Annotated in this window: 16 protein-coding genes; 11 read left to right on the plus strand and 5 right to left on the minus strand. The window is 52.2% G+C overall.

What is annotated here, in order from left to right:
- Nucleotides 1–80 precede the first annotated feature (80 nt).
- Both AC2TF6_RS08915 and AC2TF6_RS08920 read left to right on the plus strand, forming a co-directional pair.
- Nucleotides 81–533 (plus strand): pyridoxamine 5'-phosphate oxidase family protein, encoded by a 453-nt coding sequence (locus tag AC2TF6_RS08915; protein ID WP_218228393.1) that lies wholly within the window; start codon nt 81–83, stop codon nt 531–533.
- Between the two features lie 227 nt (nt 534–760).
- Nucleotides 761–2,092 carry a PhoH family protein gene (locus AC2TF6_RS08920; protein WP_376124947.1) on the plus strand — a complete coding sequence of 444 codons (1,332 nt, stop codon included), beginning with the start codon at nt 761–763 and terminating at the stop codon, nt 2,090–2,092.
- A gap of 80 nt (nt 2,093–2,172) precedes the next feature.
- Here the strand turns inward: AC2TF6_RS08920 and AC2TF6_RS08925 are convergent, their stop codons facing one another.
- The 3 genes from AC2TF6_RS08925 to AC2TF6_RS08935 form a co-directional block, all read right to left on the minus strand.
- Nucleotides 2,173–2,697, minus strand: coding sequence for a hypothetical protein (locus AC2TF6_RS08925; protein WP_491310739.1), 525 nt, complete (start codon nt 2,695–2,697; stop codon nt 2,173–2,175).
- Nucleotides 2,698–2,832: 135 nt separating this feature from the next.
- Complete coding sequence (locus tag AC2TF6_RS08930; RefSeq protein ID WP_491310740.1) at nt 2,833–3,930, minus strand: coiled-coil domain-containing protein; 1,098 nt, start codon at nt 3,928–3,930, stop codon at nt 2,833–2,835.
- Between the two features lie 96 nt (nt 3,931–4,026).
- Nucleotides 4,027–5,022, minus strand: a complete 996-nt coding sequence (locus AC2TF6_RS08935; protein WP_491310741.1) for a hypothetical protein — start codon at nt 5,020–5,022, stop codon at nt 4,027–4,029.
- Nucleotides 5,023–5,113: 91 nt separating this feature from the next.
- Here AC2TF6_RS08935 and AC2TF6_RS08940 point away from each other — a divergent pair, with 91 nt between their 5' ends.
- Nucleotides 5,114–6,280 carry a class I SAM-dependent methyltransferase gene (locus AC2TF6_RS08940; protein ID WP_491310742.1) on the plus strand — a complete coding sequence of 389 codons (1,167 nt, stop codon included), beginning with the start codon at nt 5,114–5,116 and terminating at the stop codon, nt 6,278–6,280.
- Nucleotides 6,281–6,718: 438 nt separating this feature from the next.
- Here AC2TF6_RS08940 and AC2TF6_RS08945 read toward each other — a convergent pair whose 3' ends face one another.
- Nucleotides 6,719–6,949 (minus strand): DUF2626 domain-containing protein, encoded by a 231-nt coding sequence (locus tag AC2TF6_RS08945; protein ID WP_009671348.1) that lies wholly within the window; start codon nt 6,947–6,949, stop codon nt 6,719–6,721.
- Between the two features lie 377 nt (nt 6,950–7,326).
- Between AC2TF6_RS08945 and AC2TF6_RS08950 the strand changes: the two genes are divergently transcribed.
- The 8 genes from AC2TF6_RS08950 to AC2TF6_RS08985 all read left to right on the plus strand — a co-directional run bounded on the left by AC2TF6_RS08950 (nt 7,327) and on the right by AC2TF6_RS08985 (nt 15,580).
- Complete coding sequence (locus AC2TF6_RS08950) at nt 7,327–7,974, plus strand: RsfA family transcriptional regulator (RefSeq protein ID WP_491310743.1); 648 nt, start codon at nt 7,327–7,329, stop codon at nt 7,972–7,974.
- Between the two features lie 162 nt (nt 7,975–8,136).
- Nucleotides 8,137–9,099, plus strand: a complete 963-nt coding sequence (locus AC2TF6_RS08955; RefSeq protein ID WP_491310744.1) for a ketopantoate reductase family protein — start codon at nt 8,137–8,139, stop codon at nt 9,097–9,099.
- Between the two features lie 2 nt (nt 9,100–9,101).
- A complete protein-coding gene (locus tag AC2TF6_RS08960; protein ID WP_326052885.1) occupies nt 9,102–9,500 on the plus strand; it encodes a DUF3397 domain-containing protein in 399 nt (132 codons plus the stop codon).
- A 418-nt stretch (nt 9,501–9,918) separates the two neighbouring features.
- Nucleotides 9,919–11,595: a peptide ABC transporter substrate-binding protein gene (locus tag AC2TF6_RS08965; RefSeq protein WP_491310745.1), complete on the plus strand. Its 1,677-nt coding sequence runs from the start codon at nt 9,919–9,921 to the stop codon at nt 11,593–11,595.
- A 103-nt stretch (nt 11,596–11,698) separates the two neighbouring features.
- On the plus strand, nt 11,699–12,631 hold the full coding sequence (locus AC2TF6_RS08970; RefSeq protein WP_103993601.1) for an ABC transporter permease: 933 nt from the start codon (nt 11,699–11,701) through the stop codon (nt 12,629–12,631).
- 3 nt (nt 12,632–12,634) lie between these two features.
- Nucleotides 12,635–13,570, plus strand: a complete 936-nt coding sequence (locus AC2TF6_RS08975) for an ABC transporter permease (protein WP_491310746.1) — start codon at nt 12,635–12,637, stop codon at nt 13,568–13,570.
- A 14-nt stretch (nt 13,571–13,584) separates the two neighbouring features.
- Nucleotides 13,585–14,631, plus strand: a complete 1,047-nt coding sequence (locus AC2TF6_RS08980; RefSeq protein WP_491310747.1) for an ABC transporter ATP-binding protein — start codon at nt 13,585–13,587, stop codon at nt 14,629–14,631.
- Nucleotides 14,624–15,580 (plus strand): ABC transporter ATP-binding protein, encoded by a 957-nt coding sequence (locus AC2TF6_RS08985; RefSeq protein ID WP_491310748.1) that lies wholly within the window; start codon nt 14,624–14,626, stop codon nt 15,578–15,580. The genes AC2TF6_RS08980 and AC2TF6_RS08985 overlap by 8 nt, the downstream gene beginning before the upstream one ends.
- 111 nt (nt 15,581–15,691) lie before the next feature.
- On the opposite strand, the gene AC2TF6_RS08990 is transcribed toward AC2TF6_RS08985, so the two are convergent.
- Nucleotides 15,692–16,981: an MFS transporter gene (locus tag AC2TF6_RS08990; protein ID WP_491310749.1), complete on the minus strand. Its 1,290-nt coding sequence runs from the start codon at nt 16,979–16,981 to the stop codon at nt 15,692–15,694.
- Nucleotides 16,982–17,168: the final 187 nt, after the last annotated feature.

Here is a 17,168-nt window from a genome sequence, read left to right on the forward strand (position 1 = left end):
TCCATATGATATAATGAAATCAGGCGGGCCTTGGTTCGCTAACAGCACTTATTTAAAATGATGCAGGAGGCGCTGCAGGCATGGCGGAAGAAATTACAGCTCTCTCGGAACAATTGATTGCGGAATTTCACAAGGAAAAGCTCGTCCTGCTGCATACGATCGACTCGGAAACGGGAGCACCTACGGCCAATGCCATTTCGTGGGTATATGCACCGGACCCGGGGAGAATACGCTTTGCTGTTGACAAGCGCTCCCGTCTGATTGCTAACTTGGAGAAAAACCCGTCGGCTACCGTGACGATGATTGCCGCGGGGACCGTACACGCTATTTACGCGGAAGCCGCGCCGGCGGCCGAAGTTCTTGAAGGGGTTCCCTTCAAGCTGGCCTGCTATGATCTGAATATCCGTGTCGTTCGCGACGCGATGTTCTACGGCGCCCGTATTTCCGTAGACCCTGAATTCGAGAAAACTTATGACAAACGTGCAGCCGACAAGCTGGACGGACAAGTATTTGAAGCGATGAAAAAAGCCTAGGCACTTTTGTGCCCAGGCTTTTTGTCACTTTGGCGCTTTGTCTGAAAATGCCGCTTTCTGCGGAATCGGGGTATGCGGGCGAACGACGGGAAGGAACCGAGAGCTGGCGTAGCTGGCGTAGCCGCCGGGTACCGATCCGCGGAAAGGATGTAAACCTGTAGCTTTTCCCCAGGGGCCGTATCGTGGTAACCCCGTAAACATTACAGATTCGGGAGGGAATTTCGGGAATGAAAAAAATTTTCGTGCTCGATACCAACGTACTGCTGCAGGATCCGAACGCGATGTTTTCTTTTGAAGATAACGAGGTCATCATTCCGGCCGTCGTGCTGGAGGAGATCGATTCCAAGAAGCGCAACGCCGACGAAATCGGACGCAACGCCCGGATGGTTTCCAGACTGCTGGACGCGATGCGGGCACGGGGACGGCTGCATGACGGAATTACGCTCGACAGCGGAGGCAGCCTGAAAGTGGAGCTTAATCACAAGAGCTTCAATAAAATGCAGGAAGTCTTCGCCGAGGTGACGAACGATAACCGGATTATAGCGGTGGCGCTTAATTACCGGACGGAGGAACAGACGAAATCCGAGCCGCGGCCCGTCATCCTGGTCAGTAAGGATACGCTCGTCCGTATCAAGGCGGATGTGCTCGGTCTGACCGCACAGGACTACTTGAGCGACCGTGTCGTATCCGATCACGAAATGTATGCGGGCTGCACGACGCTTCATGTCCATCCGTCCGTCATCGACGAGTTTTACTCGTTCCGGTTTCTGAGCGTGCCTACGCTGAATCTGGGCTACCGGCTCAATCCGCATGAATTCGTCATTCTCCGCGATGAGCTGGGCACCTCGAAATCGGCGCTGCTCAAAACGTCGTCCGACGGCAAAAAGCTGGAACCGCTCTTCTTGTCGAATGAACCGGTGTGGGGAATCGCCGCACGCAACGCTCAGCAGCGGATGGCATTGGAGCTGCTTCTGAACGACGACATTTCCTTCGTCACCCTTTCGGGCAAGGCCGGTACCGGCAAAACGTTGCTGACGTTGGCAGCGGGACTGCTTAAAGTGGAAGACGAGCGTAAATACAAAAAATTGACGATCGCGCGTCCTGTCGTTCCGATGGGGAAAGATATCGGCTACCTGCCGGGTGAGAAGGACGAGAAGCTCCGGCCTTGGATGCAGCCGATCTACGATAACCTGGAATTTCTCTTCGATACGAAAAAAGCGGGCGATATCGAGAAAATACTCGCCGGGCTCGGCAGTATTCAGGTCGAAGCCCTAACTTATATCCGCGGACGCTCCATACCGGGACAGTTCATTATTATCGATGAAGCGCAGAATCTCTCCAAGCATGAAGTGAAAACGATCGTATCCCGGGTAGGCGAAGGCAGCAAAATCGTTCTGCTGGGAGATCCCGGCCAGATCGATCATCCTTACCTGGACGCGGCCAGCAACGGTTTGACCTATGCGGTCGAGAGGTTCAAGCAGGAAGAAATCAGCGGACACGTCACACTGGAAAAAGGCGAGCGCTCCCACCTCGCCCAACTGGCGGCCGATCTGCTGTAGCGCATAACAAAAGCGGCGGGCCTAGAGCCCCGCCGCTTTTTGCTGTGCCTGCCGGAGGTTTCCGGTACAGCATTCGTTAATCAAGAGATGATAAAATGCACCGTACAGCCGTAAGCGCGGGCGGTCCGGTCCATCAATTCGTCATGCTGCCGGTCAACCACGAAGTGAAGACCGTCCGCTTCGTGAAACCGGGCGATCACGTATTCGTCCATCTGCCGCTGCGCCAGCTCCGGTTCCGCTTCAGATGCGGTTTTCAGGGGTGAATCCGGATATTGTACAGCCCCCGTTTGGAGACGGAAGACGGCGATGCCGGGTTCGTACAAGTACACGTGTCCGGCTCCGCTTTCAAACCCGTAGTCCGAAAAATGTCTCGTCCGTTCCGCATGGGGAGGAAGCAGCACGAGATTCATCGGCTCGGCTTCATAACCGTGCCGGCTGACCAGCTCTTTAGCTTGGTCAAGCTCTTCTTCGCGGTTAAAAACAAATACTTCCTTATCCTGATCGAACAGTTCAACTGTCTTTTTGAGCTCCTGGTCAAACGGGGCGAAATCAGCCGCTGATCCGTCTTGGCGGAAATCCACGATAAGGGCAGGCTTAAGCTGCATATTCAATTCCTCGCTTTCGTATCCGGCGCATTTACGTTAACCCGATGAAGACCCTTCTTCCCGAGCACCTCATCAGCCTTACGAACAATAAACACTGGCCCTGCAAAGCGACGGATATCGCCAGACGGGACCGGTTTACCAGTTTAGCCCGAGCTTAATGGCCAAAAGTCCGTCTTCCAGGGTAATCTGTTCCACGGAAACGAAGGAGAAGAGCTTCTTCGGATAAATGCGCAGATTAAATTCCTTTTCCAGTGACTTACCCGTTGTATCCGGCAGTTTAAACCCGTTAAACACTAATTCCTGAACGCGGAAGGCGATGACGGGCTGGTCTCCGTCTTTTTCCATTTCGTAGGTGCCCTTTATGGAGACATCCATATCGTCCTTGGTGCCGAAGGCCATGACACCGTCCGGCTTGAACTGAAACGTTAGATCGTCGAACTTGCTGTCTTTGCTGCGAAGGAACGCGTTAAGCTGATGGTCGGTCATTTGAAATTTGCCGCCGCCCGTTTCCAGGGTCAAATGACTGTCCTTGCCCCCGGGTGTCAGCAGTTCCGGGAAATAATCCATCACACCGGCCAGCGAACGGAAATAAGTACGGAACAACGGCAGTCCTTCCTGTTCCCAGCGTCCGTTGAGTTCCTGGATTAGAGCGAGAATCAGTTCGCTCCTTCCGCTTGCGTCCAGTTCCCGGTTCAGCTCGGACTGAAGAGCGAGAATCCGCTCCTTTTGCTTAAGATAGTTTTCTTTGGTTTTCTGCAAATCGGTGCGCTGATTCGCCAATTTCGTTTTCATGGCGCCCAGCTCGCGGTAGGCGTCCTGATGAGCCGTCAGCGAACGGTGATCATGATCGAGAATGATGTCCAGATACTCGTACGTTTTGAGGAGATCCGGCAGCGAACGGACCGACAGCAGGACGGACCAGAGCGATTCGCGCTCGCCGGCATAATAGGAGCGGATGACCTTGCCCGCTCGTTTTTTCGCATCTTTAACGACGATTTCCTGGGCGGCGATCTTTTTCTCTGTATCGGTTAGCTGACCGCCCAGCTTCACGTCATCCTCCGCGAGGCGGGCGATTTCACGGTCGATTTCATGGACGGTCAGCCCTTTCTGCAGAAGAGCTTCGGTTTCTTTCTTTTCCGCTTCCGTCCTGTTTTCCGCATGAACCGGAACAAAGAGGAGGCTTGTCCCGAACAGAAGGGTGCAGAAGGTGAGGGTGAATTTTTTCAAAATCATGTGGTGACCCCTTTAATTCCGAAATTATCCCATTCTATGAGAACGGGTTCTAAAAAAATACTTACCTCCCGCAGGCGGGAAAGTAAGCAGCATGCTCTATTGTTTGCCGGCGCTGCCAAGACTCTTGAGAACTTCATCGATAGACTTGGTTTGCCGGGGCAGCGGCTTCCGGAATTCCGGTGTTTGGTTAACGGCATCGAAAGACTGATGGAAGGAGAAGGTCTGGGCGGATGCGGAAGATTTATTCCCTCCGGGGCCGGTAAACTTAAATTCCATATCGAGCTTTCGTAAAAAACCTTCCTTGTTGACAAGGACCGTCCATTTACCTGGGGCGGATAATTTAAACGAACTTGCCGAACGCCCAAATTCGGCGGCCTGCGCATCGGAAATAAGCCCGTTTGATTTCAGCGCTTCCAGGAAACGGGGGAGCTTCTCCTGTACCTTCTTATTCCAGGCGCCGGCGTTCATGCGGGTTACGGAGGCTGTATACGACTGGGCAGCCGAACCGTCTGTCAGCTTGACTTCCCCGTCATGCTCAAACCAGGCCTCGTCGGCCCCTTCCTGCAGTAGCTTGGACAAATCGGAAGAAAGCCGGGAGAGATGCTCCAGCGCGGGAGAAGCCGCGGCTTTCGGAACCGTGCCCGTCTTATCCCCTGCGGAAGCCGGAGAGTCCGGCGGCAGCCCCAGCCGTGTCACGAAATATTCGTTATCCGGGTTAAGAAGTGGCATATGGAAAAACAATTTGTTATCTTGGAAAAGAAGAGGGACCGTCAGTTCGGCCGAACCGCTCCGTGAAGCTGCCTTGAGATCGGATTCCCACCGGACCGGATTTAAGGAAGCGGCGCCTTTCCATTCCAACTTGCTGTCTTTGAGAAACGAAAACAGCTGCCCGGGCAGTGTGGACGAATCCCCTGCCGGAAGCCCGTCCAGGTGAAGATCGGCCTGGCCCGCGAAAGCGAAAGCGTTCATCTCCGCCTGCTTGTGCAGGGCGCCTTTGACGGCAGCCTTGGCAGCTTCGCGGTCCGAACAGCCGGATATGAGAACGGCGGGAATGGCAATGGCTATAGAAAGTGAAATGAGTGCTTTGAACATGATGGGAATCCCCTTCCTTTTCTACCTTTTCTATTATATCTATTCAGGTTCTATTTGTCTTTATCCCTACAATTTTCCTGGAGGCGAGAAAATGAGCGGATTTAACGGTCATAGGGGCATTCCTTCGGGAACCGGAGAAACTGCGGCGGATGCCGGTCATCCGGAAATCGTCGCGATTTTGAAAAGAAAAATAGAAGAAGAGGGACCTCTTCCTTTTCGGGATTATATGACGATTTGTCTGTATCACCCGGAGTTTGGATATTACCGCCGCGAAGAACCCAAAATCGGGCGGGACGGGGATTTTTACACGAGCTCCAATCTGGGAAGCATGATGGGAGAGATCATCGCCGGCGAGCTGCTGGCTTTTGCCGAGAGCGTGCCGTCCGGCAGTCCCGTCGAATTCGTCGAATTCGGCGGAGGCACGGGCCGGCTGGCCCGGCAGGCGCTGGACGCGCTGCGCAGCCGCAGCCCGGGGCAGTACGCGTCCGTTTCGATCACGGCGATCGAATCGAGCGCGTACCACCGCGCCCTGCAGCGGGAGACGCTGCGGGAGCATGCGGACCGCCTCCGGTTCCTGACGGAGGCGGAGTGGCTTGCCGAGCCGGCCGGCGGCGGAGTGTTCGCCGTCGCCAACGAGCTGGCGGATGCGATGCCGGTGCACCGCGTCCGCTGCCGGGACGGCCGGCTCGAGCTCGGTGCGGTCGGATGGGACGACCGCACGGGTTTTACCGAGCGGTGGCTGCCGCTCGGAGAAGACCACCCGGCCGCGCTGCATCTCGGCCGCGAGGGGATCCGCCTGGCCCACGGGCAGCAGGCGGAAGTGAATCTTGGCGCGGGGGAGTGGATCACCCGCGCCGCGCGGCGCATCCGCAGCGGACGGATGCTGCTGGTGGACTACGGCGATACCGCCGGAGAGCTCTATGCGTCCCATCGGATGAACGGGACGCTGATGTGCTACCGGCGGCATGTCGCCGATGACAATCCTTACGCCGCCGCGGGGCGTAAGGATATAACCGCGCACGTCGATTTCACGGCGTGCATGCGCGCGGCCCAGGCGGCGGGATGGACCGTCGCCCGATACGAGACGCAGCGCGAGTTCCTCGTGCGCGGCGGCATCCTCGGCCGGCTCGTGGAGCATGCCGGCCGAGATCCGTTCAGCCCGGAAGCGAAGGCGAACCGGGCGATCCGGCAGCTGCTCATCAGCGACGGGATGAGCGAGCTGTTCAAGGTGCTGACGCTTGAACGCGAAGAAAGCTGAATCCGCGATTGAAGTACGCGGAAGCCGATTTTCCCGGCGCCCGTTGCGGTGTCTTGATGCGGTAATCATCCGGCAGTTTTTGCTCGATCCCTTCGGAGTCAGACAATCGCCTACCGGAACGCCGGTCATGCCGGGTAGCCGTGACAAGCAAGGCTTTTGAGCCGGGAAATGAATGAGAAGGATATCCTATGACCGAGGCAGAGATAGATGAATGAGCCGATATGGGGAAATCAGGGAATTCCCGTTTCGATCATACATGTCATGGTTCTTGGGGCCCGGTTCTATGTGATGGTACGGAATGTACGCATACCAGCTTATTTTAAGGAGCAAATACCGGTTTAGCGGTGAACGGATGTAGGTGTCTCCAGCCCAACGAAAAAAAAGGTGATCCGCGAGTTCAATCGCGAATCACCTTTTTTGCTCAAGCGCCGTATGTAATTAGAGAGGCATTTTGAACACGGACCAGTACGTGAATCCGGTAAACGAAATAACCATATAGCCCCAGAACAATACGATGTAAGTACGTTCCGACAGCTTCAGATAGCCAAGTAGTACGAATACGACGGTTTGAAAAAAGAACAGCATGGACATGGGATACATTTCTCCCGCCAGACTCATCAGGGCGATCACCAGAGTCCAGAAACCCAGAACTCGGAACATGCGATCCATGAAAACTTCCCCCTCTCCTACCACGATGCGAAATAATCTAATCTTCATTATACCCAGCATACCCTGTAGTGTAAACATCCAATCGTCTGCCTTTGTTAAAAAGTTGTGACAAGCATTGCCAATTCCGGGCGAAGCTCCCTCGGTTGTCTCTTAACCGGTCTTCTTTTTAGGTATGAGTGTCATAAAAATTGGAAATACCAAATAGTATCAAATAGATTCTATGAAATCTGCCAGGGGCATAGAGATATTACGAGCGGAACCGTTCACGGATAAATCTCCTGCCCGGCTTATGAACGGTCCGGCCGATTGGGCATGAAAGTCGAATGCGCGGTAGGACGTGATCTATTTTGGACAATAGGTTAGGAGGATTGTAAAACATGACGGCAATCAGGCAGGATGCTTGGAGCGACGAAGATGATTTGATGCTCGCGGAGGTAACGCTGCGCCATATCCGGGAAGGCAGCACTCAACTCGCCGCGTTTGAAGAAGTGGGGGAGCGTATCGGGCGGACGGCCGCGGCATGCGGGTTCCGGTGGAACAGCTTCGTACGCAAGAAATACGAGGCTGCCATTTCCATTGCGAAATCCCAGCGGCAGAAAAGAGCGCAGCTGAAGAAGCATGCGGCCGTTTCTACTATTTCCGGGGGAGCCTCGCTAGCCGTTCTGGACATCTCGGACCCGTCGGGCCGTGAAGTGACGGAAGAGGCGCTTTCCATTGATGCGGTAATCCGGTTCCTGCGGCAGTGGAAGCAGACTTATCAGGATCTGATGCGCCATATCAAGCAGATGGAGCGCTCTTTGAACGACAAGGAAGAGGAGCTTTCCAAATACCGCAGAGAGAACGAGCAGCTCAACAAGCAGGTCAATGAAGTTGAAACCGATTATCGGGTTGTCAACGATGATTATAAGGCACTTATCCAAATTATGGACCGTGCCCGGAAAATGGCCTTTTTAGTAGAAGAAGAGGAAGAGAGCAAGCCGAGGTTCAAGATGGACGCAAACGGTAATTTAGAGAGAATAGATTAAAGATCTTCCTGGGAATCCTTCCGGTATACTGCCGGGGGGATATATTTTTTTGAAGCGTCAAGAAGGATTACGCCGTCCTTGGGGTGAATGGCTGAAAAATGGCGAATTATGCAAGCAAGGAATAAGGGGCCGAATGCAAAATAAGATAAAGGAGTGGGGGCCATGCGGGTAGAAGTCGTCGGAGGCGGCTCGCTGGGACTGCTGTTTGCGGCCAAACTGGCGGCAACCGGCTGCCGGGTAAAGCTGGTTACAAGGAGCAGGGAACAGGCGGAAGCCGTAAACAAGAAAGGAATCCGTGTGGAGGGCTGTACGGAGCTAACGGCTGAAGTCCCCGCACTTGCTTTTCCGGATGCCGTGAGCGGTTTGAATTCCGCGGATCGATCCGAAGCAAGGTTTATTCTCCTGGCAGTCAAACAGACGGCGTTTACGGAAGAATTGGCGTCTTATCTGATTTCTTCCATGGAGAAAGGCGTGGGGCTTGTTTCGCTTCAAAACGGGATCGGCCACTGGGAGAAGCTGGACAGCGAGAAAGCCCGTCCCTTCATGATCCAGGCGGTGACCACGGAGGGGGCAAGACGTTTGTCGCATTCGGAAGTGGCGCATACGGGCCGCGGCTGGACGCGGATCGGCCATATCCATGCCAAGGATACGGAACCGTATACAGAGAAGGTTCCGCAAATAAATTTGAAAACGGTTCAAGATTGTTTAAAGCAAGCAGGATTTGACGTTTTTGTGTCGAAGTGTATAGAGCGCCATATATGGAGCAAGCTTTTGATCAATGCGGTGATTAATCCGCTGACGGCTCTGCTCCGGATTCCTAACGGGAAGCTGCCTGAGACTTCGGACTCACTGTTGCTGATGAGGAAACTCTTCGAGGAAGGAAGGGACTTGGCGCTTACACAGCACGTAACGGTTGAAGAATCTTTATGGGACGAAATCCTGGAAGTTTGCCGGAAGACGGCTGTCAACCGATCTTCGATGCTGCAGGATATCGCGGCGGGCAGGATGACGGAAATTGAGGCGATCACGGGTGGTCTGCTCGCAAAAGCGGAGCGGGCCGGGATGTCTATGCCCACTCATGAAACCGTATACCGGCTGATTAAAGCTGCGGAGCAAAGTGGGTGACGATGGGATTGGATTCATTCATAGACGGATTGTCCAGCATATATGCGGTACTTGCTATGCTCCCTTTTCTTTCCTTTGTGCTGATATGGATAATCGTATATATTGTAACCAAAGAAAAGAAAAAATCTACCCGGATTACTATGGATCTCACGACCTTCCTGCTGCTCGGATCCGTCGCATCGCTGTGGAATTCTTTGTTCTCCAGCTCGTTCGGATTATGGTTTCTTCTGCTGGTCATTCTTATCGTTTTCGGTCTTATAGGCGGATACCAGAACGACAGGAAAGGGAAAATGGAACTGGGGAAATCGCTGCGCATCGTATGGCGGCTCAGTTTTATGGGACTTTCTCTTCTGTATGTCATGTTTATGGTGGTTCGCATGGGGACGGCTGTTCTCGGATAGCGGTCTCCCTTTTGTCGACATGAATTGACCGCAGTTCAACTAATTGCCGAATTAACGCTCTAAAGCAGTGCTGGCGCAGGTTAGGCGCGGTTCGGAAGTCTCAAATACTCGAACCTATGTAGAAAATTACAAGTAGATTTTATTGACCTTTGGTTGTATAATAGGTAATTAGTAACAGTTTAGCCTTTACAGCATTTTAACATTTTTGCAAGAGAAAGTTCTTTTTTATAAAAAGATTCTGGACTTCCTGACAAACTGTGTTATAAAATGTAACATGTAAGGGCGAAAGGCCGATATTGTCGCTTTAGCTCGGAGAAGTGCCTCGATTAGGGGAAGCGGTGTCATTGGAAAATTCGAAATTTTCCGTCAAACACCTTTAACCATAAGATTTATTATTAAAGGGAGGAATAATTACCGTATGAAAGCTAAAAAGTGGGTTTCCACAGCGGTTGCACTGACGCTTGTCGGCAGTATCGCAGCAGGTTGTGGCAGTGACGACAAGGCAGCAACGGGGGACAAAGGCGGTACAGACAAAGCAAATGCCGCTAAGCAAGAACTTCGCATTAACTTCAATGCTGAGCCACCGGTTCTAGACAGCTCCAAAGGTACTACAAATGCAGCATTTACGATGCTGAACGCACTGAATGAAGGCCTCTACCGTCTCGATAAAGACGGCAAACCGCAGCCTGGACTTGCAGCTGCCAAACCGGAAATTTCCAAAGACGGTCTCGTTTACACCATTAAGCTCCGTGACGCGAAATGGGCAGACGGCCAACCGGTTAAAGCAAACGATTTCGTTTATTCCTTCCAACGTACTCTCGATCCGAGCACTAAAGCGCAATACAACTTCATGACTGCCTGGATTAAAGGCGGAAATGACATCATCAAAGCAAAGCCTGAGGAAGTTGAAGCTAAGAAAAAAGCTCTAGGCGTTAAAGCGATTGATGAGAAAACACTCGAAATTACACTGGAAAAGCCAGTTACCTTCTTCGAAGATCTCCTTGCTTTCCCGATTTTCTTCCCGCAACGTGAAGATCTGGTTACCAAAAACGGTGAAAAATACGGCGGCGACGCTGACAAAATTATCGGTGCTGGTCCGTTCGTTCTGAAACAATGGAACCACGACCAAAACCTCGTATTCGAGAAAAACCCGAACTACTGGGATGCTGCCAACGTAAAACTGGAGAAACTGACGGTTAACATCGTGACGGAACCGAGCACTTCATTAAATTTGTATGAAACTGAAGAAACAGATGTTACTAATTTGAATGGTGATCAATTCAAAGCTAAATCCCAAACGGACAAAGAAAACATCAAAGTGAAAAACGAACTGACTTCGATGTATTTCATGTTCAACGAGAAAAACAAAGTATTGGCTAACGCGAACATTCGTAAAGCTCTGACCTTTGCTGTTGACCGTCAAGCATTTGTTGACACGATCCTTCCAAACGGAACAACTCCAGCAAGAGGACTTGTAGCGGATGGTACGCAGGACGGCAACAAGAACGAATTCCGTAAAACAGCCGGCGAAACGCTTCCGAAGGCAGATCCGGCCAAAGCGAAAGAGTACCTGGCAGCCGGTCTGAAAGAACTCGGCATTGACAAACTGCCTGAGCTGAAGCTCCTCGGCGACGAGCAGGGTTCCGGGAAGAAGACCATTGAGTTTCTGATGGGCGAGTGGGAGAAGAACCTCGGCTACAAAGCAGTTGGCGAGCCTGTTCCGCACAAACTTCGTGTAGAACGTCAAAACAAAGGCGACTACGATATCGTACTTGCACTTTGGGGCGCTGATTACAACGATCCGATGACTTTCCTCGATATGTGGGTAACGGGCAGCGAGTTCAACAACGTTTATTACAGCAACGCTACCTATGACGAGAAAATCAAAGCCGCTGACAAAGAAGCGGATCCTGCTAAACGTTCTCAACTGCTAGTAGATGCAGAGAAAATCCTGATGGAAGATATGGCTGTAGGACCTCTCTATTCCCGTAAAGTTCCTTACCTCGTTCGCAACACGGTACAAGGTCTTGTACTGCCGAATTACGGCATGGAGTGGGATGTTAAAGGGGTAACAATTACGGAAGCGAAGAAGTAATTCTTTATTCCGCAGCTAGCTTAATAAGCAGCTAAAGTCAGAAGGGGACGCACCTCGCGGGACGTCCCCTTCCGGCTTCATTTTTCCAAAAGGAGGACCCTATGTGTTCAGATATATCCTACAGCGGCTGTTCTATGCCATCATTACACTTTGGCTCGTCATCACGGTCACCTTCGTTCTGATGAAGCTGCTTCCGGGCGATCCGTTCGGAGAAGCTGTACTGAAGATGTCCAAAGAAAACTATCAGATTCTGCTAGCACAATACGGGCTCGATAAGCCGCAATGGCAGCAGTACCTGCTTTACCTGAAACATGTGATACAAGGTGATTTGGGGGTATCCTTCCAATTTCCGGCTCGTGATGTAACAAGTATGATCAGTTCCGGTTTCAAACCGTCTTTTGAACTAGGGATTTACTCCATTTGTGTCGCACTCGTGTTCGGTTTGCTGCTTGGTATTATCGCCGCGCTCAACCATAACAAATGGCAGGACCGCACGGCTATCTTTATCGCGGTTGTAGGCGTGTCCATTCCATCGTTCGTACTCGGACCGCTTCTTGCTTATTACGTCGGAAACAAGCTGGGCTGGCTGCCAGCCGCATTGTGGAAAGGTCCTTCCTACAAAGTTTTACCGACCCTGGCGCTTTCATTCGGTACGCTTGCTAACGTGGCCAGAATGATGCGTACGTCCATGCTGGATGTATTGAATCAGGATTATATCAAAACTGCGAAAGCAAAAGGTTTGGCGAGTCACACGGTTGTATGGCGTCACACGATTCGTAATGCCATCATGCCGGTTGTCACCATTATCGGACCGGTTTTTGCGGGATTGATTACCGGTACGCTTGTTGTGGAACAGGTTTTCTCCGTTCCGGGATTAGGTAAGCAATTGGTTAATGCGATATACTCTAATGACTATACCGTTATTTCAGGTATGACCATTTTCTACTCTGCGATTCTAATTATCGTAATTCTTATTACCGACATCCTCTATGGTTATATTGACCCGAGAATTCGTCTGGGGAAAGGCGGGAAGTAAACTATGCAAAATCCAGGACAATCGACTGTAAACGCATCCGGTAAATTTTCGCCCTTAATTAAGGACGAACATTTACAGGAGCAAATCGTCCGCCCGTCGCTGACCTACTGGAAGGATGCTTGGCGTCGACTTAAGAAAAATCGACTGGCTATGGCCGGCTTGTTTATACTCATTCTTCTCACTCTCGTTTCGATTGTGGCTCCATTCTTGTCGCATTTTGAGTATAGTGCGACGAATCCGTCCATCGCCAACCAGAAGCCGAATTCCGTGCACTGGTTCGGTACGGACGATCTGGGCCGTGATTTGTGGACCCGCGTATGGTGGGGAACTCGTATCTCCCTGTTCATCGGAATCGTGGCAGCTGTCATTGACTTGATCGTCGGTGTTATCTACGGCGGGATTTCCGGTTACTACGGCGGCAAAATCGATTCCGTCATGCAGCGCTTTATCGAAATTATTTATTCCATTCCGTTCCTGCTGATCGCCATCCTCCTTATGATGGTGCTGAAGCCGGGCATTACGTCCATTATCATCGCTTATTCGATCACCGGCTGGGTGCCGATGGCGCGGCTCGTCCGCGGACAGGTTCTTCAGCTTAAGGAACAGGAATACGTACTGGCTTCCCGCACACTGGGCGCCAACACGGGCCGGATTATTATGCGCCACCTGATTCCGAATGCGCTTGGTATTATCGTGGTTCAAATCACGTTCGTAGTTCCTTCGGCGATATTCGCGGAAGCCTTCCTGGGCTTCATCGGTATCGGTATCCGTCCGCCGCTCGCGTCGCTCGGATCCCTTCTGTCGGACGGAGCGGCTTCCATGCGTTATTATCCGTTCCGCCTGCTGTTCCCGACAGCTGTATTCAGTCTTATTCTGCTAAGCTTCAACGTGCTCGGTGACGGTCTTCGTGACGCGCTCGATCCGAAGATGCGTAAGTAAAGGGAGGGAGTACCTTGAGTAAGCCCAAAGAAAATATTTTGGAAGTAAAGGATTTGAAGGTCTCCTTTAACACCTACGCAGGTGAAGTTCAGGCGGTTCGCGGTGTCACATTCGATCTTAGAAAAGGCGAAGTGCTTGCAATCGTAGGGGAATCCGGCTGCGGTAAATCCGTAACCTCCCAAACGCTCATGCGTCTGATTCCTTCACCTCCCGGCGTTATTAAAGGAGGGTCCATCCTTTTTGAGGGTAAAAAAGGCAAGGTGGATATCACCAAGCTTTCCAATAGACAAATGGAATCCGTTCGCGGTTCCGAAATGGGTATGATTTTCCAGGATCCGATGACATCGCTCAATCCGACCATGACCGTGGGCAGACAGATCAGCGAAAGCTTGATTAAGCACCAGGGCATGACCAAGGAGCAGGCGCGTCAGCGTTCGATGGAACTGCTTCGTCTGGTCGGTCTCTCCAACGTGGAAGGCCGTATCAAGCAGTACCCGCATGAATTTTCGGGCGGTATGCGTCAGCGGGTTATGATTGCCATCGCCCTGGCCTGCAACCCGAAACTGCTCATCGCGGATGAGCCTACAACGGCTCTCGACGTTACCGTCCAAGCCCAGATCATCGATCTGATGAGAGAACTGTCCGTAAAAACGGGCTCCTCCATCATCCTGATTACGCATGACCTTGGCGTCGTTGCCGAAATGGCTGAACGCGTGGTCGTGATGTACGCGGGTAAAATCGTGGAGAAAGGGACCGTAGACGAAATTTTCTACGATCCGAGACATCCTTACACATGGGGACTTCTGAAGTCCGTTCCCCGTCTTGATACGCGGGCGGACGAAGAGCTTATCCCGATTCCGGGAACGCCGCCGGACTTGTTCGCTCCGCCGAAAGGTTGTGCGTTCGCGGCACGCTGTCCTTACGCCATGAAAGTGTGCGTAGAGGAAGATCCGGAACATACCCAGCTTTCGGCCGAGCACAGCGCAGCCTGCTGGCTGCTCCATCCGGATGCGCCTAAAGTCGAGCGTCCCGTTGAAGTAGGAGGGAAGCAGCATGTCTGATCAAACGATCTTATCCATCCGTAATATGAAGAAGCACTTCGACCTCGGTCAGGGCAAAATCCTGAAAGCGGTCGATAACTTCTCGATTGATATCAAACGCGGTGAAACTTTCGGTCTGGTCGGTGAATCCGGCTGTGGTAAATCCACGGCAGGACGTACGATCATCCGGCTCTACGAGGCGACGGACGGCGAAGTTATTTTTAACGGCGAGAACGTTCATAAACTGAGCGGCCGCAAAATGCGCGATTTCCACCGGAACATGCAAATGGTGTTTCAGGATCCGTACGCCTCGCTTAACCCGAGAATGACGGTCGGCAACATCATCGCGGAAGGTCTCGACATCCACGGTGTCGCTTCCGGCAGCAAACGCCGCGAACGCGTAGTCGAACTGCTGGATGCGGTAGGCCTGAACGCCGAGCACGCCAGCCGCTTCCCGCACGAATTTTCCGGCGGTCAGCGTCAGCGTATCGGGATCGCCCGCGCGCTCGCAATCGAACCGCAGTTCATTATTGCGGACGAGCCGATTTCCGCACTCGACGTGTCCGTACAGGCACAGGTCGTCAACCTGTTCAAGAAGCTGCAAAAAGACCGGGGTCTGACTTACTTGTTCATCGCGCATGACCTTGCGATGGTGAAGCACATCTCCGATCGTATCGGCGTTATGTACCTGGGGAATCTGGTGGAAGTCACCACTTCCAAAGAGCTTTATGCAAACCCGCTTCACCCGTACACCGAATCTCTGCTTTCCGCGATTCCGATTCCGGATCCGGAAATCGAGCGCAAGCGTGAACGCATCATCCTGAAAGGTGAGGTTCCGAGCCCGTTGAATCCGCCTAGCGGCTGTCCTTTCCGGACCCGCTGCCCTAAAGCTATGGATCAATGCGCGGTAACGATGCCTCCGATGAAAGAAGTGGAGCCGGGGCATTTCGTGTCCTGCCACTTGTACTAATCATTAATCGTTTCATCATAGAACCGCCCGTCCGCACTCCGGTTCAGGAGATGCGAGACGGGCGGTTTTTTTTATCGTGTTGCCGCATATATCTACGGTAGGCGTAACGCGTTAGCCCGATACGGACGCGGCCCCTTGCACGGGTTTCTCTTGAGACTCTTTCGAAGCGGACTCTTCCTCAGCAGCCTGTTTGGGAAGCTTGAGAGTGTAAAAGACGGCTACGACAAGCATAAGCGCGCCCAGTACTATGTAAATCCAGTCCAGCGAGATAAATCGCGGGTAGAACAAGGCGATAAGTCCGAGCGCAAGGGACTGAGCCCCCATCATTAGCGGATCGATCCACGCGTTTACCCTCCCCATCATTTTGCCATCCACAATTTGCGGCATCCAGCCGCCGATAGCTACATTGGCAGGTGCTATTAAAATTCCCGTAAGGAGGAAGCCGAATATAAACAGCCAGATGTCATTGACGTAATTGATTCCGATCACCATAAGTCCGCTGGAGACGACGCTGCCTATGATCATGACGTGCGGCTTTATTTTTTTGGCCAAAATGGTCCCGATAGCGCTGCCGACCAGTACTCCTACGCCCAGGCAAACGGATAAGAGCGAAGCGAATTTCTCATACTCATCGGCTGCGAGTTTGTATTTCAGCGAGAACAGGGGAAGGACGGTAAAGCCGCCGTTAACAAATCCGAAGAGGATAAAGCCGGTAATGATCGACAGCAAGAGAGGCTTCCTCCAGATATATTTCATGCCTTCGGAAAAATCTCCCCAAACGGTTTTAACGCTCATATCCCGCCATTTTCCGGGTCCGTTAGGCTGCTGTACCTTCTCTTCAAAGCTGCAGGAACGGATAAGGAGAGCCGAGAGGATAAATCCCAATCCGTCGATTACGACGGCGCCTTCTACTCCGATCCAGTGATACGCCAAAGCTCCAAGGGCCGTCCCGAAAAGCATGAACACGCCGAACACCGTCTGGTTCAAACCGGCAGCCTGCATATACTGCTCCTTGGATAAGATGCCCTGCAGAAGGCCGGTTTCGGCAGGAGCGAAAAATTTCGAAACCGCGCTCCGGAGGAACAGAATAACGAACGTGAGCGGCAGAATTTCCAGGAAAAGCGAGAGAAACAGCAGAACGGTCAGTCCGATGCGGATATAGTTGGAATATAAACAGATGGACTTCCGGTTCATCCGGTCGGCGGCAACTCCCACGATAAAGAACACCAATAAGGTCGGCAGAGAATACATCATTTCGGCTAGTGTCATATAGAAGGGCTGAGAACTGAACCGGTCGAGCAGGTAAAAGGCAAACGCCATATTTCCGATCATGGTGCCGAGCTGTGAGAAAAAGCTGGCGGTAAACAGTTTGACAAACATGCGGTTTTGGAACACGTTCATAAGTATCGATCCTTTCTTTTTTCGCGCGCTGCGTTCTTTATATAGGATAGAAGATTTTGGAAAATAAAGAAAGAGGCGCGCGAATGAATCTCTGTTGCAGCTGGAGGCGGTAGGGCATCTAGGTCTGCAGACCGAGACAAGGAACGATTTTTTTGGTACCTGATATAAAAAAATTAGCAACTTCCAT

Source organism: Paenibacillus sp. JNUCC 35, assembly GCF_058269095.1.